The following is a 25,342-nucleotide window of genomic DNA, read 5'->3' as shown; positions in this document are numbered from 1 at the left end:
ATGCCCGCCAAGACTGCCACTGCCTGTACCGCCCCCCACCACCACGTCCATGACGCATCGGATTTCGTGGCGGTGGTCGAGCGTGTCTCGCGCGAACGCGGGCTGCGCCTGACCCCCATCCGCGCCAACGTACTGAAGCTGATCGCCGAAGCCGGCAAGCCGGTCAAGGCCTACGAGCTGCTGGAATGGGTGCGCAACGGCAAGGGCGTGGGTGCCGATGCCCCGCCCACCGTGTACCGCGCGCTGGACTTCCTGATGGCCAATGGCTTCGTGCACAAGCTGGAATCGGTGAATGCCTTCGTGGCCTGCCACCACCCCAGCAGTGCGGCGCATTCGGTGCCGTTCCTGATCTGCAACAGCTGCCACAGCGCGGTGGAACTGGAAGACCGCGAGATCGTCGGCCAGCTGGAGAAGCGGGCCAAGGAGCTCGGCTTCCAGCCGCAGGCGCAGACGCTGGAAGTGCACGGACTCTGCGCCCGCTGCGCAGGCTGAGCGGCCGGTGGGATTGGGGTCAGATTCCTTTTGCCAAGGCAAAAGGGATCTGACCCCGTTTCACGAGCTCGACCCTACCGGGCCGGCGCAGGCTCGGCCGCCGTATCCACCCGTGCGATCACCGACATGCCGGGACGCAGTCGCGCGGCCAGCTCCTGCCCCGGATCGATCGAGATCCGGATCGGCAGCCGCTGCACCACCTTGGTGAAGTTGCCGCTGGCATTGTCCGGGCGCAGGACGCTGAATTCCGAGCCGGTGGCGGGGGCGATCTGCTCCACATGGCCGCGCAGCACCTGGCCCTGGAACGCGTCCACGGCGAACGTCGCAGGTTGGCCGATGCGCATCTGCCAGGTCTGGCCCTCCTTGTAGTTGGCGACCACCCACAGCGCGTCGGGCACCAGGAACAGCAGCTGCGAGCCGGCGGCCACGTACTGGCCGGTGCGCACGCTGGCCTCGCTGATCTGCCCGTCGCGCGGCGCATGGATCACGGTATTGGCCAGGTCGATGCGTGCCAGTTCCAGCTGCGCCTGTGCGCTTTCCACCTGTGCCTCCAGGCTCTTGCGTGCCACCTGGGTGGAGACCAGCGTTTCCTCGGCGATGCGGATCTGTGCCTGTGACTGCTGCACGCTGGCCTGCGCCGACGCCTGGGTCGTGCGGAAGCGGTCGCGGTCATTGATCGATACCAGGCGTTGTGCGGCGAGCTGTTCGTATCGCTTCAGCTCGTTGCGGGAGCGCTCAAGCTCGGCCTTGCCGGCGGACAGGGTGGCCTGGGCCGCAGCGATCTGCGCGCGGTTCTGCGCCTGCGACTGATCGGAGTTGGCCAACGCCGCGCGCGCGCTGTCCAGCGTGGCCTGTGCCTGCGCCACGCGCTGCGCATAGATGCGGTCATCGATGCGCAGCAGGGGTTCGCCCTTCTTCACGTGCTGGAAGTCCTTCACCAGCACCTCGGTCACATAGCCATTGACCTGGGGTGCCATCACCGTGATCTGCCCGCGCACGTAGGCGTTGTCGGTGACCATCACGCTGCTGGCAAACGGCCACAGGTGCCACGCGCGCAGGATCAGTGCGATGCCCAGCAGGGCCACCACCACCATCACGGCCACGCTGCGCGCACTGGGTCTGAGGTACTTCGGCGCGACCGCCGGCTCAGCCGGCGTGGGCGCAGGTGCCGCATCGGTTGGCGGCGGTGGGGTCACGTTGTCGGCATCGTCGGGACGGGGCGGGACGGGAGGCATGGCGAAGGACTCAGCGGGGCGCTGCGGGGGAGGCCGCAGCGGAGGAGGGCGGATGGCGCTTGCGCCACTGCTTGAGCACGGCGGTACGCAGCGACAGCAGCAGCAACCAGCACAGGAAGCCGATCGCCAGCCAGCCGCTCAGGGTGAACACATCATTGAACCCACGGACATTGGCCTCGCGGCGCGTCGTCTGTGCCAGCTGCGCGGTGCCCTGCGCGCTGCGCAGCACCGGATCGGTGATCTGCGCGGCGTACAGCTGCTGCTGGATGCGCAGGCGCTGCGCCACCACCGGGTCGGCGGGATCAAGCTGGCTGGTCAGCGCGCTGGAATACAGCTGTTCGCGATGCAGCTGGAAGGTTCCCAGCAGCGCCGAGCCGGCCAGCCCGCCCAGCGTCTGGGTGATCGACAGCGTTACCAGGAAGGTGATCATGTGGTCCACACCCTGTTTCAGGGCGGCGGAGATGCCCAGCATGATCAGCGGGCCCATGAACATCCCGGCACCGACCGAGGCCAGGAACTGGCTGAGGTAGAAATCGTGGGGACGGTCCATGCTGGTGCGGTTCTGGTCGAAGAACGCCGCCGAACCCAGCAGCAGGATCGCCATCAGCAGCTGCGGGATCAGCCGCTTCGGGCCGAAGGTCACGGCGGTACCGATGATGCCGGTGACAACCCCTGCCAGAATCACCACGAACAAGGGGCGCAGCTGGTCCGGGCCCATGCCCAGCGTGCGCATCAGGCTGACCACGCCGTAGGACTGCTCGGTGGTCAGGAAGCGGATGAGGAACGCACCCACGATGAAGTGCAGTACCGGCAGGCTGGCCAGCCAGCGCGTCTGCAGCAGTGGATTGCGCCGGTAGTGCTCGATGATGAAGGCGGTGGTCGACAATGCGATCGAGGCGATCAGCGCCCAGCCCAGCCACGGTGTGTCCAGCCACCAGCGCGTGTAGCCTTGGGCCAGCACCACCACCAGCAGCGCAACCGCCGGGGCAAGCAGGCTGAAGGTGAGGAAATCCATGGGCTCGAAGGCCTTGATCTGCACGCCTGGCGGCAGCTTCAGCACCACCACCGCGGCGAACGCACACAGCGCCAGCCCTGCTTCGAAGGAATACAGCTGGTGCCATTGCCCGGTATCGACCAGGCCGGGCGACACGATCCAGGCCAGCGGAACTGCCAGCTGCGACAGACCGACGCCGATCACCAGCAGGTTGCCGGTGAAGCGCCGCGGCAGCGCCTGCAGCATGTACAGCGTACCCAGCGTCGAACACGCCGCACCGGCGAAACCGCTGGCCGCGCGCGTCAGCATCGTGGTTTCGAAGCTGCCCACGAACAGGTGCAGCACGGCCAGCGCGGCATACAGCCCCAGGCCGATCTCGGCGAACAGGCGGATGCCGTACTGCTGGCGGAACTTGAAGGCCAGCAGGTTGGCGGTGACGTTGACCATCGCGTAAGCGGCCACCAGCCAGCTGCCCTGGGTCGGGGTGAGCTGCAGTTGCCCCTGCAGGAACGGCAGGTTGGCGGTGACCAGCGCATTGCCGAGGCCGCCGGTGATGGCCACCAGCAGGGACACCAGGGCATAGGCTGCACGCCGGTAGGGTGGGTGCCACGGCATCGAAGCCGATCCGGGCATGGTCGGCTTCTCATGCTCCTCCCAGTCCGGCACCGGCTTCAGATACGGCTGCACCATCAGCGTGCTCCGCTGGCTGCTCCCTGGAGTCCTCCGCGCAGCAGTTGCAGGGCACGCCCGGCCAGACGGGCGCGCTCGTCACGGGTCTTGCCGCGAAGGGCCGCTCCCAGCATGCCGGAGATCAGTGAAATATCCGTTTTTTCCAGATCGGGACGGCACAGGCCTGCGGCGATGGCCCGCTGGATCGGTGCTTCCAGCAGGTCGCGTACGGTCTCGCGCGCGGCGCGCATGGAGGGCACGTCCGAATCAACGGCGCGCCAGTAATCGGCCAGCGCAGGTGAATCGATGATGCGCTGGGCCATCCCCTCGAACACCTCGAACAGGGCGTCGTCACGGTCGCCCAGCTGCTCCACCTGGCGGCGGATACGGTCGACCGCACGCTGCAGCAGGGCCTGGATCAGCGCGGTGCGGTCGGGAAAATTGCGGTACAGCGTGGCCCGGCCCACCTGGGCGCGTTCGACCACCAGGTCCAGCGGAGCGGTGACGCCGTGTTGCCCGAACACATGGTCGGCGGCGTCGAGAATGAGGGCACGGCGGGCAGCGGCATCAGCGCGTTGAGCGGTCATGGGTTCATTTTCGGACAGAAGTGTCCGATGTGCGAGACATTGAGTGACGGGATTGTCCGGTTGTTGTCCTACGCACATCTTTGTGATCGGTGTGTGAATTCGTATCCATGGCAGGTGGGAGGTGCCACCAGGCCATATCGATAGCGTCACGGCGCGGCTAATGTCCGAAGCCGTACCGGGTCCAAAAAAAGCGGGGGGCCAGCAGGCCCCCCGGGAGAGAACGACAACGAGCGTCGTCAGGGATCAGTGGAACGGCGTCCTGCTGCTGGAGGGGTCAGAAGTACGCACGGATGCCGAATGCGACACCGCGGCCCGGCAGCGGCGAGTAGTCGCGCAGCAGCGAGGTGTGCGGGCGCACTTCACGGTTGGTCAGGTTGCTGCCATCCAGGAACACCTCATAGCTGTTGCTGTCGTTGCGATCCCAGCGGTAGGCCAAGTGCGCATCGACCAGGGTGTAGCCGTCGCTCGGCTCTTCGTTCTGCGCCACGTCCTTCTGCCGGCTGTAACGCACGGCGCCCACCGACGCGCGCCAGCCGTCCTTCGCCCAGCGCAGGTCGGCACCGACGCGGGCCGGGGCGATGCGCGGCAGGTAGCCGGTGTTGGCCAGCTCCACGGTGTAGTTGTGGTTGTGGTCACCGTGCGGTACCGCGATGTCGAGGTTGCGGCTGCCGTTGCCGTCCAGCTTGGCCTGCACGTAATCGCCGAACAGGCGCAGATCCCAGTCGCCTGCGACGCCTTCGAACAGATGCACCAAGGCCTCCGCCTCGGCACCCTTGAACACCGCATCCTGCTGCGTCCATGCACGCACCGGCAGGCCTTCGGTGACGCCGGTGTCGGCCAGGTAGATGAAGTCCTTGAACTTCGTCTGGTAGATCGAGGCGGAGAAGTCCAGGCGATCGCTGTGGGTGTGGATGCCCAGCTCGACACGCTGGCCGCGCTCGGTCTTCAGGTTGGCATCGCCGATTTCCAGCGAGCGGGTGGCGATGTGCGCGCCAGCGGCATACAGCTCTTCATTGGTGGGGGCACGTTCGGAGCTGTCCACGCCGATGCGCAGGTCGACCGCGTCGTTGAGCTTCCAGATGCCGGCCGCGGACAGATTGGTGGCATCGAACTGCCGGCGGCGGTAATCGCCGGTCGGGTCCAGCTTGACCTGGTCGTGGCGGCCGCCGAGTTCGAGCTTGAACGGGCCGAACTGCTTCTCCTGCAGCACGAACAGGCCGATGTTTTTCGTTCCGGTGTCCGGCACGAATGCTTCTTCGCCCTTGGCGCCGAAATCGCTGTTGCCGAACTGCACGCCGAAGGCGCCGTCCCAGCCACCGACCTGCTGCTGTACGGCTTCCAGGCGGGTTTCGATGCCGCGGTTGGTGAAGCGTGTGGAGGGCGTGCCGGCCTCCAGCTCGACATGCTCGTAGTCGGTGTAGGCCACGCGGGCATTGATGTTCTTCAGGAACGAGACCGGGTTGTAGATGCCGGCCTTGGTCTCGAAGCGGTTCTGCACCATGTCGATGCGTACGTCATGCTCGTCGCCGCCTTCCTCCTCCTCGCCGTGATCATGATCATGATCGTGGTCATGATCGTCGCCGTCCGCGTGGACGTGGGCGCCATTGGGGATGCCATAGTTGGTGCGATAGGTGCTGGCCGACACGCCGAAGTAGCCGCCCTCGCCCAGCCAGGTGGCACCCACGCCACCGGCCCGGGTGCGGATGGAGCTGTTGTCCAGGCGGCCACGGCGCGGCTCGTCGCCTTCCTCGCCCGCGTGGTCGTGGTCATGGTCTTCGTGGTGGTCTTCCAGGCTGTCGATCACCGCGTAGCCGGGAATGCGGTAGTCGTCGCCGTTGCGCACCAGGCCGTCGACATGCAGCACGACGTTGCCGCTGACGCCGTCGAGGCGGAACATGCCGCTGCGTTCGTCATTGACGGAGTTACCGCGCAGTTCAGCGCGGCCGCTGAGCGGACGGTCGGGCAGCTCGCGGGCGATGCGGCCATCGACGACGTTGACCGCGCCGCCGATCGCACCGCTGCCGAACAGCAGTGTCGCCGGGCCCTTCAGCACTTCGATCTGATCAGCCAGGAACGGTTCGATGCTGGTGGCATGGTCGGCGCTGACGGTGGAGGCATCCATGTTGCCCATGCCGTTGGACAGCACGGCCACCCGCGGGCCTTCCTGGCCGCGGATGATTGGACGACCGACACCGGGGCCGAAGAAGGTGCTCTGCACGCCCGGCAGCTTGGCCACCGTATCGCCGAGGGTGCCTGCCTTCTGTTCGTCCAGGCGCTCGCCGGCGAGCACTTCGACCGGGCGTGCCAGCGACTCGGCGTCGCCCTGCAGCGGCGAGGCGGTGACCTGCACCGACGACAGCTCGGTCAGGTGGCGGTCACGGTGCGCATCGTCGTCGCCTGCGGCGAATGCGGCGGACGGCAGCAGCGCGGCGAGCGCCAGGGCGAGGGTGTGCGGCTTGAACCGCAGGGAAGGGGCGGGCATCGAGAAGTCCTTGTTACTGTGTATCAATTGTGAAGCGCACGTATCCCGTCGCGGGACAGGGGGAGAGGAGATCGTGCGGACCAGGAAGGGATGTTATATTATTCCATAACGATTCGCCGACCCTGCTGGAAGTCATGTCCCTCTCCTCCCACCTGCGCCATCTGCTCGACCGTTTCGGTGCCACCGGATCGATGCTGTGCGCAGTGCACTGTGCGGTGATTCCGGTGCTGCTGGCCGCAGCGCCTTCGCTGGGCCTGTCGTTCTGGCTCAGCGATGGCGTTGAACAGGCGCTGGTCGTGTTCGTGACCCTGCTGGGTCTGTTCAGCCTTGTCTGGGGCTACCGCCGGCATGGCGCCCTGCGCGCGCTGGCGTTCCTGATTCCCGGGCTGGTCGCGCTGTGGGCCGGGGTTCTGTACGACCCGCTGCATCATAATGCCGTGCCGCACGCGGTGGTGATGACCATTGGCGGTCTGCTGGTTGGCGTTGCCCATCTGGTCAATCTGCGGCTCAACCACAGCCACGTACACGACGCCAGCTGCGCGCACTAGGCGCTCCGTGATAGGCTTTCCGATCGTGCGCGGGGGCGTCCAGCAAGGCGGCCCCGCCGAACCCGTGTCAGCACGGGGTAACCAGATTTCACATTTGAGGAGTTGAAGACATGGGTAAGGGTGACCGCAAGACCGCCAAGGGCAAGCGCTACAACGCCAGCTACGGCAACGCCCGTTCGCACACCGCGAGCAAGGTCGCCGTAGGCGCCGCTGCCCCGGTCGCCAAGAAGACCGTGGCCAAGGCTCCGGCGAAGAAGGCCGTGGCGAAGAAGGCCGTCGCCAAGGCCTGATCGGCCGGCCGATGGGTCAACGAAGAACGCGGCGCCTGGCGCCGCGTTTTTTTATGCGTGTCGTTGCGGCCGCCGCGTTCGCCGGGCATGGCCCGGCGCTACCCACATTGGCACGGTAGCGCCGGGCCATGCCCGGCGGAGACATCCGACGCCCCATTGCCGTAGTAGCGCCGGGCCATGCCCGGCGGAGACGCCCGATCAACGCAGCGTCTGCTTCAGTGTCTCGGCATTGCCGTCGTTCGGCGCGGCTGGAACCTGCAGCAGGTGCGCCAGCAGCGGATAGACATCGACGTTGTCGAAGCCGTCGATCAGCAGCCCCTGGCGGAACGACGGGCCGCTCGCCACGAACACCGCACGCATCGACGGCAGCGCCGGATCGTAGCCGTGCGAGCCGCCGTCGCGACGATCGCGCCTGGCGATCCAGTCCCGGGTCAGCGCGTCCCAGCCTTCATCCATCTGGCAGACGATGGCGGGTATGCGTGGATGCGTGCCGTAATGCCAGCGCGCAGGCAGGTTCTCCTTCTTCCAGCATTCGTAGTGGGCATGGCGGCCGAGCAGGGCACGTTCGGCCTCGGCTTCACGCCCCGCGACCGGCGCGAAGCCGACCGACTGGCCCTGGCTGACGTTGCGTGCGATGGCCGGGTCCACCATCGACTCGGTGGCGATCACCTGGCCTTCGCCCACCGCGGCCATGCCGTGATCGGAAACCACGATCACATTGGTGGTGGCTGTCAGGCCACGCTGCTGCAGTCCGTCGAGCACCTGGCCGACAACCTGGTCGGCCCGCACGATGGCTGCCGTGTACTGCTGCGACTGCGGCCCATGGTGATGCCCGGCCTTGTCGACGTGTTCCATGTACAGCGTGGCCAGGCGCGGCGCCTCGGCATCGCTGCGTGCCAGCCAGCCCAGTACGGTCTGCACACGTTGCTCGAACGGTTCCTTGTCGTTATACGCCAGCCACTGGCTGGGGCGCACGCCCTTGATCTCCGCTTCGCTGCCCGGCCAGGACCAGGTCGCGGAACGCACGCCGGCTTTCTCCGCGCTGACCCAGATCGGCTCGCCGCCCCACCAGTCGCTGCGGGTGACCGCCTCGCGGTTGCTCAGCGCGAAACTGCCCAGCGATGCGTCGTCCATCGCATTGTGGATGATGCCGTGATGGTCAGGGCGCAGACCGGTCACGATGGTGTAGTGGTTGGGGAAGGTCAGCGAGGGATAGGAGGGCGTCATCCAGCGTGCGCGCACGCCGCTGTCGATCATCCGCTGCAGGTTCGGAGTCAGCCCGCGGTCCAGCGCGTCGGCACGCAGGCCATCGATGGAGATCAGCAGCAGCTTCGGCGGTGCGGCCGTTGCCGCAGGCGTGGAGACGGTGGCGGTCGGGGCGGGTGCGGTGGTGCAGGCGGCCAACGGCAGCAGCAGCACCAGCGCGCAGGTCAGGCGTACGGAAGTCATCCGCCCATCATAGTGCGAGGTAATGACGCGCCCAAGACACGGCGCGCCAGGACCGTCCGCGGTCAGATCCCTTTCCCGCGGGAAAAGGGATCTGACCCCGATCTCCCATCAGGCGAACAGCGGTACCTGGCGTTGCTCAAGCCGCAGCAGTGCTGCCTTGGTCTCCAGCCCGCCGCCGAAACCGGTCAGCGCGCCGTTGCTGCCGATCACGCGATGGCAGGGCAGGATGATCGGCAGCGGATTTCGGCCGTTGGCGGCGCCGACCGCGCGCGTCGCACTGGGCTGGCCCAGGTGCTGCGCCAGCTGCAGGTAGCTCCAGGTCTGGCCGAACGGTATCAACGCCAGGGCATGCCACACGCGCAGCTGGAACGGGGTGCCGCGCGGTGCCAGCAGCAGATCGAATGTGCTGCGTTCGCCATGCAGGTACTGCAGCAGCTGTTCGCGGGCCTCGGGAAACGCGCCGGGCGCATTGTGCCAGTCGCTGCGTCCGCGCGCGGGGTGGCGGTTTTCAGGAAACAGCACGTGGGCCAGGCCACGTTCGTCACCGGCGATGGTGAGCTCGCCGATCGGGCTGTCAAAACGGTCGAACAACAACGTCATGTCGGTTCTCCAACGAACGTGCCGGACAGATGCCACAGATGCAGCACCGCATACGAGCGCCAGGGGCGCCAGGGCTGGGATCGCGCTTCGGTGGCGCGTTCGCTCAGGCGCTGCCCCTGGGCATGGCCGAGCACCTGCTGCAGCACCAGGTCACCTGCAGGAAACGCGTCGGGCTGGCCCAGGCCGCGCAGGGCGATGTACTGCGCCGTCCACGGGCCGATGCCGGGCAGGGCCACGCAGCGGGCGACGAATTCCTCCAGTGCCTGGCCGGGCCCGAAGTCGAGCTGGCCACTGACGCAGGCTGCGGCCAGTGCGCGCACGGTGGCGGCGCGGCTGCGTGGCAGACCGATCGATTCCAGAGGGGCGTCCGCCAATACCGAGGGAGAGGGGAACTGGCGGTCGAACTCCGTCGGCATGCCCGGCAGGTGGGCGCCATGCGCGTCGACCAGCCGGCGCGCGAAGGTGGTCGCTGCCGCAACGCTGACCTGCTGGCCGAGCACGGCACGCACCGCCACCTCGAAGCCATCCCAGCCGCCCGGCACGCGCAGGCCAGGGCGTTCGGCGATGCCGCGCGCCAGCAGCGGCTCTTCACCGAGCGCGGCATGCACCTGCTGCAGGTCGGCATCGAGATCGAATACCCGCCGCACGCGTCGCACGATGTCCGGTATCAGCCGCGGATCGACCGCACCCAACTGCAGGCGCAGTTCCGGCCGCTTCGGATCAGCCGTCACGCGCAGCAGGGTGGGTCGTTCAGGCGTGCCGAGCACGCGCTGGTAGCTGTCGTCGCCGATCAGTTCGATGCCCGGCAGGCTGCGCTTGCGCAGGAACGCCAGCATGCGCGGAAAATCCAGCGGAGGCCGGTAGCCCAGGCGCAGCACCAGGCCACCGTCATCGGCGGCCAGCGGGACGTGTTGGCGGCGCAGCGTGGTCGGCGCCATCCCGCAGCCCTGCAGGAAGGCGGTGTTGAAGCGGCGCAGGCTGTTGTAGCCCGCCGCGAGCGCAACGTCGGTGACCGGCAGGGTGGTTTCGGTCAGCAGCTGCTTGGCCAGCAGCAGGCGGTGGGTGGCGTGAATCTGGCCGGGCGTGGCGCCCAGGTGCTCCACGAACAGGCGCTGCAGCTGGCGTGCGCTGAGGCCGATCTTCGCAGCCAGTCCGGCAACCGGCTGCTCCTGCAGGAAGCCGCCGTGGATCAACGCCAGCGCCCGCTGCACGGCCTGGCCGGCCAGCGCCTGCTGTGCCTGCGGCGCCAGTTCGGGACGGCAGCGAAGGCAGGGCCGGTAACCGGCGGCAGTGGCTGCGGCCGCACTCGGGAAATAGGTGATGTTGCGCGGCTTCGGCGGCGGCGCCGGGCAGACCGGCCGACAGTAGATGCCGGTGCTGCGCACGGCGGTGAAGAACACGCCATCAAAGCGCGCGTCACGGGCGAGGCGGGCACGGTCGCAGGCAGCGGTGTCGAGGACGAGGGCGGTGTTCATGCGCCCAGTCTAGGCCGCTCATGTGGAGGATACTCGCCGGATTCGGACATGGATGCAGCGGGTCGCGATCCGGGGTCAGAACCGGTTCAGTGCCACGTGCTGAATGCGCGCGCCGGGCAGGTAGACTGTGATCCTTGTTCCTGCGAAATCCGGTTGCCCGATGTCCGCCTTGATCCGCTGGTTGCCCCTGTTGTGCCTGGCCTTTGCGGGCTGCAGCCAGTTGGAGAATCCGGGCAACGTGACCGCGGCTGACAAGGCGGCACGGGCACCGGCCAGTGATGGCGACAACATGGTGTCGATCAATGCCGCCGACGCCCCACCACCGCCGTCCCCGCCGCGCAGCCGCGCTGATCGGCCGTGGCCGCAGGCGCAGCTGGAGAACGGCCGGGCCTGGGTCAGCTGCAGCACCGATTACGCGGCCGAAGGCGGCGACGGCGTGGAGCTGGAAGGGCTGCAGCGTGAGCAGATCAGCCAGGCGCTGCAGCCGTGTGCCGAACGGGGCCTGTTGCGGGTGCGCTACAACGGCAAGATCAATCCCGGGTTCGCCGAAATGATGTGGCGCCTGGCCGTGGTGGCCGACGCGCTGGAGATCCACAAGCGCATCCTCGATCTCGACTCCAGTGGTGGCCAGGTCGAGTCGGCGATCATTGCCGGCGACAGCATCGGCGAATCGGGCTGGACCATCTGGGTGCGCGAAGGATCGATCTGCCACAGCGCCTGCGTGTTCGTGCTCGCGGCCGGCGACAACCGCCTGCTGACCGGCAAGGTCGGCATCCACCGCATGATGCGCATCAGCTCCAAGGCGACCTCGCGCGCCGAGCTCAACCGCGAGCTGCACGAGGTCTACGACAACGTGAAGGATTATCTGCAGCGCAACGGTGTGGCGGTGGGCGTTGCTGATCTGATGATGACCGTGCCCAACCGCAGCCTGCGCCTGCTGACCCCCGAGGAACTGCGGCAGTTCGGCCTGGATGGCACCAATGCGGTGCAGGACGACCTGGAACGGATCAAGCAGATGCGCGCGTGTGGCGACGATTTCGTGCAGCGCAAGGACGCGTTCCTGATCGCCTTCGACCAGCAGTGCAAGCGCGACGGTGCGGACATGGAATCGATCAACAGCTGCGGCCAGTCGCTCAAGCAGCGGTTCGGTTTTCCCGATCCGGTCTGCCCCGAGGAGAGCCCGCTGTCGGAGATCGACGTGGCCACGCTGCCACCGTCTCCTCCGCCGCAGGTTCCGGTGGCGGAACAGCCGGCAGTGGAGACGGAGACCCAGGCCTCACAGGCCGATGCCGAAGCAACCCAGGGCAGCGTGCCGCTGCGCTGACAAACGCCTCACCCGGCTGGCGTAGACTGCGGTTCCTTCCGATGAACCGGTGGTGTCCATGAAGCGCGCGCTCCTGCTGCTGTCCCTGTTGCCGTTTGCTGCATTCGCCCAGGTGCCCGCGCCCGCCACGCCGGCTCCGGCGCCGGCGCGCCCGGCGCCGAGTGCGCCGGCCGCCGCGCCACCGGCGACAGCGGCACGGCCGCCCGCACCGGCCCTCAGCCCGGCACAGCAGGCGCAGGTGCAGAAGCAGGACGCGGAGATGGGGGCGGCCGCACTGAGGGCCGCGCAGATGGTCGACGCCAACCGCGCGGGCGAGTTGTGGGATGGCGCATCAGCCGTAGCGCGGCGCGCGGTGACCAAGCCGGCCTTCATCAGCCAGCTGACCGCCGATCGCACCCGTCTGGGGGCCTTGAGTGGTCGCGGCCAACCGTCCATTACCCGGGTGAAGTACGCGGCCGGCGCCGTCGTGCCCGAAGGCCTGTACATCAATGTCAGCTTCCCGACCCGCTTCGCCAACAGTGCGCAGCCCGTGCGCGAACTGGTCTCGTTCCGCTTCGATGAGGACCAGGTCTGGCGCCTGGCCGGTTACAGCCTGCGCGCACCCGGACCCTGAAGGAGAACAGCATGGCGGCCGAACTGACAATGCTGGCGTGGTCGACGCTGCTGGGGTTTGTCTACATCTTCGCCACCTCCACGGTGGTGACCCGCGAGCGGGGCATGAAGTGGAACGCGTCGGCACGCGACGAACAGGGCCGGCCACTCAGCCCGCTGGCAGGGCGGCTGCAACGGGCCCAGTCCAACTTCCTTGAGACGTTCCCGTTCTTCGCCGCCGCCGCGATCGCGGTGGTGGTGGCCGGTCGCAGCAGCGAGACCACGGCACTGGCCGCGCAGGCGTACTTCTGGGCACGGGTGGTCTACCTGCCGCTGTACGCCGCAGGTGTGCCCTACGTGCGCAGCCTGGTGTGGCTGGTGTCGCTGCTGTCGATCCTGGCGCTGGTGTTCGCACTGCTGTGAGCCGGGCCTGATCCAGATCAAGGCCGGTCAGCTGCGCGGCGCTATGCTGGCTGCGACTGGATCGATGGTGGGAGGCGCGCATGCGCAGGATGGATGTGGTGGTGGTCGGCGCGGGGCCGGCAGGACTGTGCTTCGCACGCGCGCTGGCCGGCAGCGGGCTGCAGGTCGGGCTGATCGAAGCGCAGCCACGCCAGGCGCTCGCCGAAGCGGCGTTCGACGGCCGCGAGATCGCGCTGACCCACGCGTCGCGGCAGAGCCTGGAGCAGCTGGGGCTGTGGGCACGGCTGCCGGAGGCCGAGATTTCCGAACTGCGCGATGCCAAGGTGATGAACGGCGGCTCGCCGTTCGCACTGACCTTCGCCAGCAGCCAGGTCGATGGTCAGCCGCTGGGTTGGCTGGTGCCCAATCATCTGATCCGCCGTGCGGCGTGGGACGCGGTGCAGCGCCAGGACGGCCTGGAGCTGTTCGACGGGCGCAAGGTGCAGGGCGTGCAGGCCGATGCGCAGGGCCATGTGGTCGCGCTGGATGACGGCAGCAGGCTGCATGCGCGGTTGCTGGTGGCCGCGGACAGCCGTTTCTCCGCAACCCGGCGCATGCTCGGCATCGGTGCGCAGATGCGCGACTTCGGCAAGTCGATGCTGGTGTGCCGCATGCGCGTCGAACGCGACCATCACCACACCGCGTGGGAGTGGTTCGGCTACGGTCGTACGATGGCGCTGCTGCCGCTCAACGAAGGCCAGGCATCTGCGGTGATCACGCTGCCCCCGCGGCGGATCGAGGATCTGCTGGCGATGGATGAGGTAGCCTTCGGTGAGGCCGTCAGCGGCTTCTTCGAGCATCGGCTGGGGGGCATGCAGCCGGTCGCTACGCCGCAGGCCTATCCGTTGGTGGGTGTCTATGCACACCATTTCGCAGGCGAGCGCTCGGCGCTGATCGGCGATGCCGCGGTGGGCATGCACCCGGTCACCGCCCATGGCTTCAACCTGGGCCTGGCCAGTGCCCAGCGCCTGGCGCGGGGCATCGCCGGCCAGCAGCGCCGCGGTGCGGACATCGCCGCGGCCGGCATGCTGGCCGGCTACCAGCGTGGCCATCGGATGGCGGCGCGACCGCTGTACGAGGCGACCAATGCGATCGCCAGCCTGTACACCGATGATCGGCGCCCGGCGCGGCTGCTGCGGGCAGCGGGCCTGCGTGTCGCCCAGGGCGTGGCACCGTTCAGGCAGCTGATCGCCTCGCACCTGACCCAGCGCGTGGCCTGAACAGGGTCAGATCAGCCGGCCGCCAGCACCCGGATCTGGCTGTCGGCGAATTCGACCACCTGGCCTGCGCGGATCTTGCAGGCCTTGCGCAGTTCAACTTCGCCGTCGACCCGTACCTGGCCCTCGCTGATGACCATCTTGGCCTCGCCGCCACTGGTGACCAGGTCGGCCAGCTTGAGCAGCTGCTTGAGTTCGACGTAGTCACCGTCGAGGTCGAATTCGAGAATCTGCATGGAGCGGGGGTTCCTGGGAAGGGGCGCAGGCCAGCGGCCGGGCCGGGAAGAGGGCGCGTATTGTGCGCCAGCACGGGGCCTGACGGCACGCGAAGGGGAAAGCTGTACGCCTCGTTCAGGATCAATGCGGTATCATTCCGCTCTGAGCGAGTGAAATCTCCTCCGACCGAGCAGCGCCAGGGCACGCGATAAGAAGGGCGCCCAAAGCGCGGACCATCACCTTTTTTATCGCACTGCCAGGAAGACGGCAGTGTCTTCGGAGTTCCCCATGTCCCAAGATTCCCAAGCGCCGCTGCAGTTCGCGCAGCTCGGCCTGTCCGAGCCCGTGATGCAGGCGGTCACCGCCATCGGCTACGAAACCCCGTCGCCGATCCAGGCCGCCACCATCCCGGCGATGCTGGAAGGCCGCGACGTGCTGGGCCAGGCGCAGACCGGTACCGGCAAGACCGCCGCTTTCGCACTGCCCGTACTGTCCAACATCGACCTGCAGCAGATCAAGCCCCAGGCGCTGGTCCTTGCGCCGACCCGCGAACTGGCCATCCAGGTCGCCGAAGCGTTCCAGTCCTATTCGTCGAAGATCCCGGGCTTCCGCGTGCTGCCGGTGTACGGCGGCCAGCCGTATGGCCAGCAGCTGTCGGCCCTGCGCCGCGGCGTGCACATCGTGGTCGGTACCCCCGGCCGCGTGATCGACCATCTGGACCGCAGCACCCTGGACCTGTCCGAGCTGAAGACCCTGGTGCTGGACGAAGCCGATGAAATGCTGCGCATGGGCTTCATCGACGACGTCGAAGCCGTGCTGAAGAAGCTGCCGGAGCAGCGCCAGGTGGCCCTGTTCTCGGCCACCATGCCGCCGCAGATCCGCCGCATCGCGCAGACCTACCTGCAGGACCCGGTCGAGGTCACCATCGCGGCCAAGACCACCACCTCGGCCAACATCCGCCAGCGCTACTGGTGGGTGAGCGGCATGCACAAGCTGGACGCGCTGACCCGCATCCTGGAAGTCGAGCCGTTCGACGCGATGATCATCTTCGCGCGTACCAAGGCCGGTACCGAAGAACTGGCCAGCAAGCTGCAGGCCCGGGGCCTGGCCGCTGCCGCCATCAATGGCGACATGCAGCAGGCCCAGCGTGAGCGCACCATCGCCATGCTGAAGGAAGGCAAGCTGGACATCCTGGTGGCCACCGACGTTGCCGCCCGCGGCCTGGACGTCGAGCGCATCAGCCACGTGCTGAACTACGACATTCCGTACGACACCGAAAGCTACGTGCACCGCATCGGCCGTACCGGTCGTGCCGGCCGCAGCGGCGAGGCGATCCTGTTCGCGACCCCGCGCGAGAAGGGCATGCTGCGCCAGATCGAGCGCGCCACCCGCCAGCCGATCGAAGAGATGCAGCTGCCGAGCGTGGAAGCGGTCAACGATACCCGCATCAACAAGTTCACCTCGCGCATCAGCGAAACGCTCGGCGCCGGCGGCCTGGACTTCTACCGCCAGCTTCTGGAGCGCTTCGAGAACGAGCAGAACGTGCCGGCCATCGAAATTGCTGCCGCGCTGGCGAAGATGCTGCAGGGCGACACCCCGTTCCTGCTGCAGCCGCCGGTGCGTGCCCCGCGGGAAGAGCGTGCGCCGCGCGAGCGCTTCGACCGGGGCGATCGTCCGGAGCGTGGCGATCGCTTCGACCGCAACGAACGTGGCCCGCGCTTCGAGCGTGGTCCCCGCCGTGACGACGCCGAAGGGGGTTTCGAGCAGCGTCCGCGCCGTGAAGTTCCGCCGCGCGGTGCGCCGGAGCAGGGCATGGAGACCTACCGCATCTCGGTCGGTCACCAGCATGGCGTGAAGCCGGCGAACATCGTCGGCGCCATCGCCAACGAAGCCGGCCTGGAAAGCCGTTACATCGGCCGCATCGACATCCACGACGACTTCTCGCTGCTGGACCTGCCGGCGCAGATGCCGCAGGACGTGCTGACCCACCTGCAGAAGGTGTGGGTGTCCGGCCAGCAGCTGCAGATGCGTCCGCTGGCTGCCGGTGAAGAGATCAATCCGGCACCGCGTCCGTTCAAGCCGCGCTTCGACAAGCGGGGTCCGGGTGGCCCGGGTGGCCCGCGTCGTGGCGGCCCAGGTGGCCCGGGTGGTCCGGGTGGCGACCGTGACGGCCGTCCGCCGCGTCGTGATGGCTTCAAGCCGCGCGGCCCGCGCAGCTACTGAGCCAGACCTGCCGTGATCGACAACGCCAGCCCCCGGGCTGGCGTTGCTCGTTTGTGGACCCCGGTTTCGCACCGCCCACACATTCAGGGTCATAGGCTGGGCCGGTTCGAAGGGAGGTTGTCACCGCAGCACATTCGGGGGGATCCGGGATGGGTAGGAGTGGCACGGACATTCACAGCCGCCGGGTACCCATGTCCCGTGGGCTGGGGCTGAGGTTTGCGCTGTTGACGGGCATGGCGATCGGGCTGGTCGCATTGTCGGCGCTGATCCAGGAACTGCAGGCGGCTTCGACGGCGTGGATCGCCGGCCAGGGCTACTGGTCGCGTGGCCAGCAGGACGCCACGGCCGCTCTCAGCCGCTACCTGGCGCGGGGGGATGCCCGCGATCTGGAAGACGCCCGCCAGGCCCTGCGCGTGCCGATGGGGGACCTGCAGGGACGCCTGGCGCTGGAGCAGCCGAGACCGGATATCGAGCGTGCCCGACAGGGCTTCCTGCAGGGCGGCAACGCGCGTGCCGATGTGCCGCGGCTGATCTTTTCATTCCGTCACGCCCGTGACCTCGGCGCCTTCCGTGAAGCGACCGCCCTCTGGCGGGCGACCGACGACGACCTGATGGCCGTGCACCGGCTGGTCGATGAACTGCAGCATCGTCATGCCGACGGTCCACTGCCGGTCGCCGCGCGCGACCGGTACCTGCAGCAGCTCCGTGATCTCGACCGGCGGCTGCAGGTGCAGGCGCAGGCGTTTTCGCAGGCGCTGCTGCGGATGGCTGCCGCTGTAAGGATGGCGACCCTGGTTGTCGGCGGCCTGTCGGTGCTGGCGATCAGCCTGATGGCCGTCGCCCTGGCGCGACGGGTCGGCAAGGATCTGACGGAGCATGAAAGCCGCTTCCGCGCAGCCTTCTACCAGGCCAATGTCGGCATGCTGAAGCTTGATGCCGGCGGCCGGGTGCTGGAAGCCAACCAGGCGATGGCGGACATCCTCGACCATCGCCGTGACGCGCTGTTGCAGATGTCGCTGGGTGACCTGCTGATGGAAGGAGAGCTGGTCATCGACGGTGTTGGCCGGATCGACTGGGAGCGGCAGCTGCGGCCGAGCGAGCTGCGCTTCCGCCGTCGCGACGGCAGCCTGGTATGGGGGCGCTGGAGCGGTACCGGCGTGCGCAACACCGGTGGCGGGCTGTCGGTGTTCGCGATTGTCGAGGATGTCAGCCAGAACCATGCGCTGGCCCGCGAGATCGAACACCACGCCAGCCACGATCCGCTGACGGGCCTTATCAACCGGCGCGAGATCGAGCGCCTGCTCGAGCGTGCACTGCTGCAGGTGCGCAGCGAGGGGGGCACGCATGCGTTGTGCTACATCAATCTGGACCATTTCAAACTGGTCAATGACAGCTTCGGCCATGCCGCCGGCGACCAGATGCTGCGCGGTTTTGCCGACTATCTGGTCGCCGCCGTGCGCGAGGGCGACTGGGTTGGCCGGTTGGGTGCCGACGAATTCGCGGTGTTCCTGGCCCATGCGGGCCAGGATGAGGCCAAGCGCGTGCTGCAGCGGGTGATCCGCAATCTTGGCCAGGCCACATTCCCGATCAGCGAAGGCAGCCTGCAGCTGAGCTGCAGCATCGGCGTGGTCGAGGTCAGCCAGGAGGCCCCTGATGTCAACTGGCTGATGAGCGCAGCCGACAGTGCCTGTTACGCAGCCAAGCAGGCCGGTCGCAACCGCGTGCACTGTTTCAACGAGGACCGCATGGCGCTGGACGAACGGCGCCTGGAGGCCGAGCGCCTGCAGGGCGTGAGCCGGGCGATGGCCGAGAACCGCATGCTGCTGTACGCGCAGCGCATCGCCCGGGTGGGTGACCCGGGCTATCTGCACTACGAGGTGCTGGTGCGCATGCGCGACAGCGACGGTACGCTGCATCTGCCCGGCCAGTTCATGCCGGCGGTGGAGCGCTACGGCATGGCGGTGACACTGGACCGGCATGTGCTCGGCCTGCTGTTCCGGCACCTGCAGGTGTGCCCGGCGCATGTGCGCCAGCTCGGCCTGTGCAACGTCAACGTGTCCGCACAGTCGATCGCCGAACCCAGCTTCCTGGCTTTCGTCTGCGACCTGCTGGAGCGCAACCGCGTACTGGCGTCCAAGCTCTGCTTCGAGATCACCGAGACGGCCGCGATCAGCAATCTGAGCCAGGCGCGGGCGTTCATCGATGCGGTAAAGGCGCGTGGCTGCCGGCTGGCGCTGGACGATTTCGGATCGGGTCTGTCCTCGTTCGGTTACCTGCGCCAGCTGCCGGCCGACATGCTGAAGATCGACGGCGCATTCGTGCGCGACATGGATGTCGATCCGGTCAGTCACGCGACCGTACGCGCGATCACCGAACTGGGCCGCGAACTGCAGATGGAGGTCGTGGCCGAGTGGGTGGAGAGCAGCGAGGTGGCGGGGGCGCTGACCCGGCTGGGCGTGCAGGGGCTGCAGGGCTATGCGATCGAGCGGCCGCAGCCGCTGGAGCGGATGACCCTGACCGACCTGCGGCCGGTCAGGCTGAAGGCGGTGAAGGGCCCGCCGGCCGCAGGCTGAACGCTGGTCCGCGACGATTGTCTACACCTGCATGCCACGGACGGCTGCGATAATGCACGCCAGGGGCGACGCGCAGTGGGCGCGGGCGTAAGCAGAACAGGATGTGGCGTGGTCGTCAGGCAGTGGCAGTACGGAACTGGGGTGGTGCTGGTCGTGCTGCTGGTGTGGTTGGCAATGCCGTGGCCTGCGCAGGCCGGTGCGGCGATGCACGGTCCCGACTACCTGCTGGTGGGCGTTGCCACCGCCGAGCCTACGCCCCATCGCGCCTGTACTGCGCAGATGCTGGCCGGGCCACGCCAGCAGGTGAGGGTGCCGGCGCCGCCGGCGGGCTGGTCGGGCGAACCCCAGGCGCTGGATGTGTTCAATGTGTTCGCGGGCGAGGTCCAGGTACGGCACGGCGACCGGGAGATCTGCGGCGACATGCATGATGCGCGTACCCGCGACTCGCGTTTCCGTGCCGGCGTGGGCCTGGTTGCGGTGCCGCCGGCCGGCAGTCACGAGCCATTCCTGGTCTCGTGGCAGACGCCGCTGAAGGATCGTTGGGTACCGACGCTACGGCTCGGCGCACCCAGCCCGGTGCAGCAGAACGACACTGCGCGGCTGCTGGTCCGCGCGGCCTGCATCGCGGTGGCGCTGGCCTTGGCGCTGTCGGCGCTGATGGCCTATCTGACCACCCGTGATCGCAGCTTCCTGGTGTACATCGCGGGTACCGGCGTGCTGGTGCTGTGGCAGGCCATCCTCGGAGGCCTCAGCGGCTATCCGGAGCCGTGGCTGCCGGTCGGCACGCGTGGCGCCTGGTGGCTGCTGGCGCTGACGGCAGCGAGCCAGGCACTGGTGCTGCCTGCCCTGTGGTGGCTGAACGGTGGCGACCGGTTGTGGCCGAAGTCACGCCTGCTCCAGCAGATGGTCCTGTGCGCCCTGCTGGGCGTAGCCGCGCTGGTGCCGTGGCTGCGCTGGGATCAGCTCGGATGGGTCGCGCAGGGGCTGCAGGTGACCTACCTGGCCGGCTGCGGCGTCTCCCTGCTGATGGGGATAGGGGCGCGGTGGCGTGGCGACCGCTGGGCACTGGCTGGATTGGCGGCGCTGGCGCCGATGCTGGTGCTGATCGGCGCCGACGCCTGCGCTGCGGAGTGGCTGCTGGAGTACCGGGTGGAGGCGCTGCAGCTGGCAATCACCTGGCTGCTGATGATGGCGGCCTACGCCCTGAACCTGCGGCTGGGACGCCTGCGCCAGCAGCGTGACGAGATGCGCCAGCTGGCCGAGACCGACGGCCTGACCGGGCTGCCTAACCGCCGCGCCGGTCTGCGGGAGCTCGGCCATCATCTGGAACGGGTGGATCGTGAGCGTGGCCCGATGGTGATCGGCTTCCTCGACATTGATCTGTTCAAGGACATCAACGACCGCCACGGGCATGAGGTCGGTGACCAGGTGCTGGTCGCCGTGGCCCGTGCGCTGCGGGCCGCCGTGCGCAGCCAGGACCAGGTGGTGCGGATGGGCGGCGAGGAGTTCCTGCTGCTGATGCCGGGCATGCCGCGCGAGGCGGCGGCGGCGCGGCTGGATCGCCTGCGCCAGCGCATCACCGAGGCCTGCCAGGCCCTGCAGGTGCCGGGGCTGGAGGTGACTGCCAGCATCGGCCTGGCCCAGTGGCGGCCGGGCGAGGACGACCTGGCCGCGCTGCTGCGCCGGGCCGACCATGCCATGTACGTGGCCAAGCGCGCGGGCCGTAACCGGGTGTTTGACGGCGAAGAACTGGATCCACCCGCACCGGCATGAACCTGACAGGGCGGCGATGCCGGATAATAGGGCGATGACCACCCGACTCAACAAACATATCGCCGATACCGGCTTCTGCTCCCGTCGCGAGGCCGACCGCCTGATCGCCGCCCGCCGGGTCACCGTCAACGGCCATCCGGCCGGCACCGGTGCCGTGGTCGGCGAGGGCGACCAGGTGCTGGTCGACGGCCAGCCGCTGCGTGCCCGTACCGCACGCAAGCCGGGGGCGCGCCGCCACGTCTACATTGCGCTGAACAAGCCGGTCGGCGTCACCTGCACCACCGAAAGCTCGGTGAAGGGCAACATCGTCGACTTCGTCGGCCACGAGCAGCGCATCTTCCCGATCGGCCGCCTGGACAAGGAGTCGGAAGGACTGATCCTGATGACCAGCAATGGCGACATCGTCAACCAGATCCTTCGTGCCGAGAATGGCCACCAGAAGGAGTATCTGGTGGCGGTGAACAAGCCGGTCACCGACGAGTTCCTGCGCGGCATGGCCCGTGGTGTGCGCATCCACAACCAGATGACCCTGCCTTGCCGCACCTCGCGCATCGCCAAATTCGGGTTCCGCATCACCCTGGAGCAGGGCCTGAACCGGCAGATCCGCCTGATGGCGGCGGAATTCGGTTACCGCGTCACCCAGCTGCGCCGCGTCCGCATCGACAACATCAAGATCGGTGCGCTGAAGCCGGGCCAGTGGCGCAACCTGACCGAGCAGGAACTGCACGGCCTGCTGCCGCAGCAGCAGGACTGGTGAACGACAGCGGTCGGACGTCGGTCCGGCCGCGCATCGGATAGACTCCGCCGAGACCTGCCGGAACATGACGCTGCATGATCAAGCCCGACAAGCCCGCCAATGAAGCGCTTCGCCTGGAAGCGCTGTACCGCTATCGCATTCTTGATTCGGAACGCGAGAGATCGTTCGACGATCTGGTGGTGATCGCCAAGGCGGTCTGCGGCACGTCGATGGCGGCCGTCACGCTGATCGACGTTGAGCGGCAATGGTTCAAGTCGATCCAGGGCATCGATGCCACCGAGACCCTGCGCAGCGAATCGATGTGCGGCCATGCGATCCTGCAGCCGCAGGAGGTGATGGTGGTCGAGGACGCACTGCAGGACGTGCGCTTCCATGACAATCCGGTGGTGGTGGGCGATCCGCACATCCGCTTCTACGCCGGCGCACCGCTGATCAGTTCCGACGGACTGCCGCTCGGGACGCTGTGCGTGTTCGATGCGCGCCCGCAGCATCTGGAACGGGCCAAGGCCGAGGCACTCAGTGCGCTGTCACGGCAGGTGATGCTGGTGATGGAGCTGCGCCGCTTTGCACTGGACATCCAGAAGCACATGCTGGAACGCGATGACTACGAACGCCTGTTGTCCGAGTATCACGATGTGCTGCTGGCACAGAACGCGGATCTGGCCGAACAGAGCCGTACCGATGCACTGACCGGGCTTCCGAACCGGCGGGCGATGGCGATCGCGCTGGAAGAGTCCCTCGCCGATGCCGATGGCCAGCCACGACAGGTTTGCGTGGCATTGCTGGACATCGACCACTTCAAGAGCATCAATGATTTCCACGGGCATGCGACCGGTGACCGTGTGCTGGCCGAACTGGGGGCATTGCTGCGCGGGCATTTCGCCGGCGGCGGAACGGCGGCGCGGTATGGCGGCGAGGAATTCGTGGCGGTGATGCCGGACACGGATCTCCACGCGGCAGGCGTGCAGTGTGAGTTCCTGCGTATGGCCGTGGGCAACCTGCCGCTCGGCTTTCCGGTCACGGTCAGCATCGGCGTGGCCATGCATCGCGCCGGCGACAGTGTCGACCAGACCCTGGCTCGTGCCGACGCGGCGCTGTACCGGGCCAAGGGCAACGGACGCAACCGCGTGGAGTTCGCGGACTGAGCCGGCCGTCCGCAACCGGCGGCCCCATCGCTGCATGGCGCCGGGTCGCAGCGGGTGCGAACGCCCGGGGTCACCATGGTTGCCTTGTTTCCAAGGATGACCACCATGCTGCAGACCCTGGCCGTCGCCAATTATCGCTCGCTGCATACGCTGGTGCTGCCGTTGCAGCAGCTGAACGTGATCACCGGCGACAACGGCAGCGGCAAGTCCAGCCTGTATCGGGCGCTGCGCCTGCTGGCTGAAACCGCCCAGGGCGGGGTGGCCTCAGCGCTGGCGCGCGAGGGTGGGCTGGGCTCGGCGCTGTGGGCAGGGCCCGGCAGGATCGACCGCCGGGTAGCTGCAGGCGAGATTCCGCTGCAGGGAGGGCCGCGACAGGAGCCGGTAGGCCTCAGACTGGGTTTCGCCACCGATGACTACGGCTACGCCATCGACCTCGGTTACCCGCCGCCCAGCCTGTCGGCATTCGCCCTGGACCCGCAGATCAAGGCCGAAGCAATCTGGGCCGGTCCCTTCCTGCGCACAGCCAGTCAGCTGGTGGATCGCCGCGGCGGGATGGTGCGGCAGCGCCATGCACGTGGCTGGGATGTGCTGGACGACCGGTTGTCGCTGTTCGACAGCCTGTTCACCCAGGCAGCTGATCCGCAGCGCATGCCGGAGACCTTCGCCCTGCGCGAGTACATCCGGCGCTGGCGCTTCTACGATCACTTCCGCAGCGATGCCGATGCCCCGGCACGGCAGCCGGCGATGGCCACGCGTACCCCGGTGCTGCACCACGATGGCCGCGACCTGGCCGCAGCGTGGGTGACCATCCTGGAAAACGGTGACCCGGTCGCGCTGGCTCGCACGGTGGACGATGCCTTTCCCGGGGCTTCGGTGGGATTCGAGGTGCTGGATGGACGGATGGTGCTGCGGTTTCACCAGCCCGGCCTGCTGCGACCGCTGTCGATGGCCGAACTGTCCGACGGCACGCTGCGTTTCCTGCTGCTGGCCGCTGCCCTGCATACGCCGCGGCCGCCGCCGCTGATGGTGCTCAACGAACCGGAAACCAGCCTGCATCCTGACCTGCTGCCTGCGTTGGCGCGGCTGATCGTGGCGGCCAGTTCACGCAGCCAGGTATGGGTGGTGTCGCACGCCAGCCGCCTGATCGCCGCTCTGGAGCAGGCGCCCGCATGCCATTCCGTGCATCTGCACAAGGAACACGGCCGCACGCTGCTGAGCGGGCAGGGCCTGCTGGACGCGCCGGCATGGCACTGGCCGCGGCGGTGACGTGCCCGCTCAGTCGGCGACGTTGCGGGCCTCCGCGGTGCCGAGGATTTCCGGATGCTGCAATGGCTTGCGGCGGTTCAGCAGCGGATGCAGGAAGACCGCACCGACGATGATCGCCACGCCCAGGTAGAACCAGGGAGTGACTTCGTGCTGCTCGCGCAGCAGCAGTACCGCCAGCAGCACCGCATACACCGGTTCCAGGTTGGTCACCAGCTGCACGGTGTAGGCGCTGAGGTGGCGCAGCGCGACTAGGGCGAGGGCGAACGGCAGCAGGGTGCAGATACCCGCCAGTACCAGCAGCAGGATGCCGTCGTGCAGGTCCGGCACCACCCACAGCGGGGTGGCCAGGGCCGGCAGCAGGTAGGGCATCAGCGGCGCAAGCAGGGTCAGGGTCAGGGTGCCGGCCCCCAGTTCAAGCGCAGTCACCGTCAACGGATCGGCGTGGCTGACCATGCGCTTGTTGAGCGAGCCGAACACCGCCACCAGCAGTGCAGACAGCGCGCCAACCAGAACCCCCAGCCGCATGCCATCCGGCACGCCCCCCACCACCAGCGCCACGCCCGGCAGAACTGCCAATCCGAAGGCCAGTTCGCGCAGCTGGAACGGACGCTTGGCCACCCACGGCTCGATGATCGAGGTGAACACCGGTGCCAGCGCGATGCAGGTCGCCGCCACCGAGGCATTGGCCAGTTTCACCGCACCATAGAACGTCAGCCAGTGCAGGGCGACCAGCGCACCGATACCGGCGTATCCGGCCACCACCCGCAACGGCAGCGTGCGCAGGCCGCGCCACACCCGGGGCAGCAGTGCCAGCATCGCCGTCACCAGCAGCATGCGCCACCACACCAGCGGCAGCGCCGGCAAGGTGATCAGCTTGCCCAGGATGGCCGTGACGCCCCACAACAGGACACAGAAGTGGATCTGCCAAAGTGCTTTGCGGGTGTCGGGCGTGCTCATCCGCCTATTGTGCGGCA

General features: G+C 67.9%; 22 protein-coding genes. 13 read left to right on the top strand and 9 right to left on the bottom strand.

Going from position 1 to position 25,342, the window contains the following annotated elements; genetic code table 11:
- A complete protein-coding gene (locus AC5P76_RS06265; RefSeq protein WP_053517393.1) occupies positions 1–492 on the top strand; it encodes a Fur family transcriptional regulator in 492 nt (163 codons plus the stop codon).
- A gap of 74 nt (positions 493–566) precedes the next feature.
- Here the strand turns inward: AC5P76_RS06265 and AC5P76_RS06260 are convergent, their stop codons facing one another.
- The 4 genes from AC5P76_RS06260 to AC5P76_RS06245 all read right to left on the bottom strand — a co-directional run bounded on the left by AC5P76_RS06260 (position 567) and on the right by AC5P76_RS06245 (position 6,459).
- Positions 567–1,727: an HlyD family secretion protein gene (locus AC5P76_RS06260; protein ID WP_111185833.1), complete on the bottom strand. Its 1,161-nt coding sequence runs from the start codon at positions 1,725–1,727 to the stop codon at positions 567–569.
- Between the two features lie 10 nt (positions 1,728–1,737).
- Positions 1,738–3,411, bottom strand: a complete 1,674-nt coding sequence (locus AC5P76_RS06255) for an MFS transporter (protein WP_197571877.1) — start codon at positions 3,409–3,411, stop codon at positions 1,738–1,740.
- A complete protein-coding gene (locus AC5P76_RS06250) occupies positions 3,411–3,977 on the bottom strand; it encodes a TetR/AcrR family transcriptional regulator (protein WP_053518751.1) in 567 nt (188 codons plus the stop codon). Before AC5P76_RS06250 ends, AC5P76_RS06255 begins: the two co-directional genes overlap by 1 nt.
- A 274-nt stretch (positions 3,978–4,251) precedes the next feature.
- Positions 4,252–6,459, bottom strand: coding sequence for a TonB-dependent receptor (locus AC5P76_RS06245; protein WP_197571876.1), 2,208 nt, complete (start codon positions 6,457–6,459; stop codon positions 4,252–4,254).
- A gap of 134 nt (positions 6,460–6,593) precedes the next feature.
- On the opposite strand from AC5P76_RS06245, the gene AC5P76_RS06240 reads away from it, so the two are divergent.
- Together AC5P76_RS06240 and AC5P76_RS06235 are read left to right on the top strand one after the other, a co-directional pair.
- Positions 6,594–7,007: a MerC domain-containing protein gene (locus AC5P76_RS06240; protein WP_053518754.1), complete on the top strand. Its 414-nt coding sequence runs from the start codon at positions 6,594–6,596 to the stop codon at positions 7,005–7,007.
- 110 nt (positions 7,008–7,117) lie between these two features.
- On the top strand, positions 7,118–7,297 hold the full coding sequence (locus tag AC5P76_RS06235; RefSeq protein WP_004150462.1) for a 30S ribosomal protein THX: 180 nt from the start codon (positions 7,118–7,120) through the stop codon (positions 7,295–7,297).
- Positions 7,298–7,495: 198 nt separating this feature from the next.
- Here AC5P76_RS06235 and AC5P76_RS06230 read toward each other — a convergent pair whose 3' ends face one another.
- The 3 genes from AC5P76_RS06230 to AC5P76_RS06220 form a co-directional block, all read right to left on the bottom strand.
- Complete coding sequence (locus tag AC5P76_RS06230) at positions 7,496–8,746, bottom strand: alkaline phosphatase family protein (RefSeq protein WP_253118994.1); 1,251 nt, start codon at positions 8,744–8,746, stop codon at positions 7,496–7,498.
- 108 nt (positions 8,747–8,854) lie between these two features.
- Positions 8,855–9,346, bottom strand: coding sequence for a methylated-DNA--[protein]-cysteine S-methyltransferase (locus AC5P76_RS06225; protein WP_253118996.1), 492 nt, complete (start codon positions 9,344–9,346; stop codon positions 8,855–8,857).
- Positions 9,343–10,821: a DNA-3-methyladenine glycosylase 2 family protein gene (locus AC5P76_RS06220; RefSeq protein ID WP_111185821.1), complete on the bottom strand. Its 1,479-nt coding sequence runs from the start codon at positions 10,819–10,821 to the stop codon at positions 9,343–9,345. The genes AC5P76_RS06225 and AC5P76_RS06220 overlap by 4 nt, the downstream gene beginning before the upstream one ends.
- A gap of 160 nt (positions 10,822–10,981) precedes the next feature.
- Here AC5P76_RS06220 and AC5P76_RS06215 point away from each other — a divergent pair, with 160 nt between their 5' ends.
- The 4 genes from AC5P76_RS06215 to ubiM all read left to right on the top strand — a co-directional run bounded on the left by AC5P76_RS06215 (position 10,982) and on the right by ubiM (position 14,418).
- Positions 10,982–12,145, top strand: a complete 1,164-nt coding sequence (locus AC5P76_RS06215) for a COG3904 family protein (protein ID WP_111185819.1) — start codon at positions 10,982–10,984, stop codon at positions 12,143–12,145.
- A 58-nt stretch (positions 12,146–12,203) separates the two neighbouring features.
- Complete coding sequence (locus AC5P76_RS06210) at positions 12,204–12,758, top strand: DUF4019 domain-containing protein (RefSeq protein ID WP_111185817.1); 555 nt, start codon at positions 12,204–12,206, stop codon at positions 12,756–12,758.
- An 11-nt stretch (positions 12,759–12,769) separates the two neighbouring features.
- Entirely contained in the window at positions 12,770–13,159 is a 390-nt protein-coding gene (locus AC5P76_RS06205; protein WP_053518762.1) for an MAPEG family protein, read from the top strand.
- An 80-nt stretch (positions 13,160–13,239) separates the two neighbouring features.
- Complete coding sequence (gene ubiM / locus AC5P76_RS06200) at positions 13,240–14,418, top strand: 5-demethoxyubiquinol-8 5-hydroxylase UbiM (RefSeq protein ID WP_495222700.1); 1,179 nt, start codon at positions 13,240–13,242, stop codon at positions 14,416–14,418.
- 11 nt (positions 14,419–14,429) lie between these two features.
- Here ubiM and AC5P76_RS06195 read toward each other — a convergent pair whose 3' ends face one another.
- The gene (locus tag AC5P76_RS06195) at positions 14,430–14,651 is read right to left on the bottom strand and encodes an RNA-binding S4 domain-containing protein (RefSeq protein ID WP_014036469.1); all 222 of its coding nucleotides are present in this window, start codon (positions 14,649–14,651) and stop codon (positions 14,430–14,432) included.
- A gap of 268 nt (positions 14,652–14,919) precedes the next feature.
- Between AC5P76_RS06195 and AC5P76_RS06190 the strand changes: the two genes are divergently transcribed.
- From AC5P76_RS06190 to AC5P76_RS06165, 6 genes are all read left to right on the top strand, one after another.
- Complete coding sequence (locus tag AC5P76_RS06190) at positions 14,920–16,854, top strand: DEAD/DEAH box helicase (protein ID WP_111185813.1); 1,935 nt, start codon at positions 14,920–14,922, stop codon at positions 16,852–16,854.
- Between the two features lie 149 nt (positions 16,855–17,003).
- Complete coding sequence (locus AC5P76_RS06185) at positions 17,004–19,427, top strand: putative bifunctional diguanylate cyclase/phosphodiesterase (protein ID WP_262219277.1); 2,424 nt, start codon at positions 17,004–17,006, stop codon at positions 19,425–19,427.
- Positions 19,428–19,601: 174 nt separating this feature from the next.
- Positions 19,602–21,200 (top strand): sensor domain-containing diguanylate cyclase, encoded by a 1,599-nt coding sequence (locus AC5P76_RS06180; RefSeq protein ID WP_080375311.1) that lies wholly within the window; start codon positions 19,602–19,604, stop codon positions 21,198–21,200.
- Positions 21,201–21,234: 34 nt separating this feature from the next.
- A complete protein-coding gene (locus tag AC5P76_RS06175) occupies positions 21,235–21,957 on the top strand; it encodes a pseudouridine synthase (RefSeq protein ID WP_053518769.1) in 723 nt (240 codons plus the stop codon).
- 74 nt (positions 21,958–22,031) lie between these two features.
- The gene (locus AC5P76_RS06170) at positions 22,032–23,102 is read left to right on the top strand and encodes a sensor domain-containing diguanylate cyclase (RefSeq protein ID WP_180875681.1); all 1,071 of its coding nucleotides are present in this window, start codon (positions 22,032–22,034) and stop codon (positions 23,100–23,102) included.
- A gap of 105 nt (positions 23,103–23,207) precedes the next feature.
- Positions 23,208–24,368 carry an AAA family ATPase gene (locus tag AC5P76_RS06165; RefSeq protein ID WP_495222699.1) on the top strand — a complete coding sequence of 387 codons (1,161 nt, stop codon included), beginning with the start codon at positions 23,208–23,210 and terminating at the stop codon, positions 24,366–24,368.
- Between the two features lie 9 nt (positions 24,369–24,377).
- On the opposite strand, the gene AC5P76_RS06160 is transcribed toward AC5P76_RS06165, so the two are convergent.
- Positions 24,378–25,325, bottom strand: coding sequence for a DMT family transporter (locus tag AC5P76_RS06160; protein WP_495222698.1), 948 nt, complete (start codon positions 25,323–25,325; stop codon positions 24,378–24,380).
- Positions 25,326–25,342: the final 17 nt, after the last annotated feature.

The organism is Stenotrophomonas sp. YJH_SMC_36 (assembly GCF_059369935.1).
Note: the sequence above shows the minus strand (reverse complement) of the source record. Positions and strands in the feature narration are given on the sequence as shown.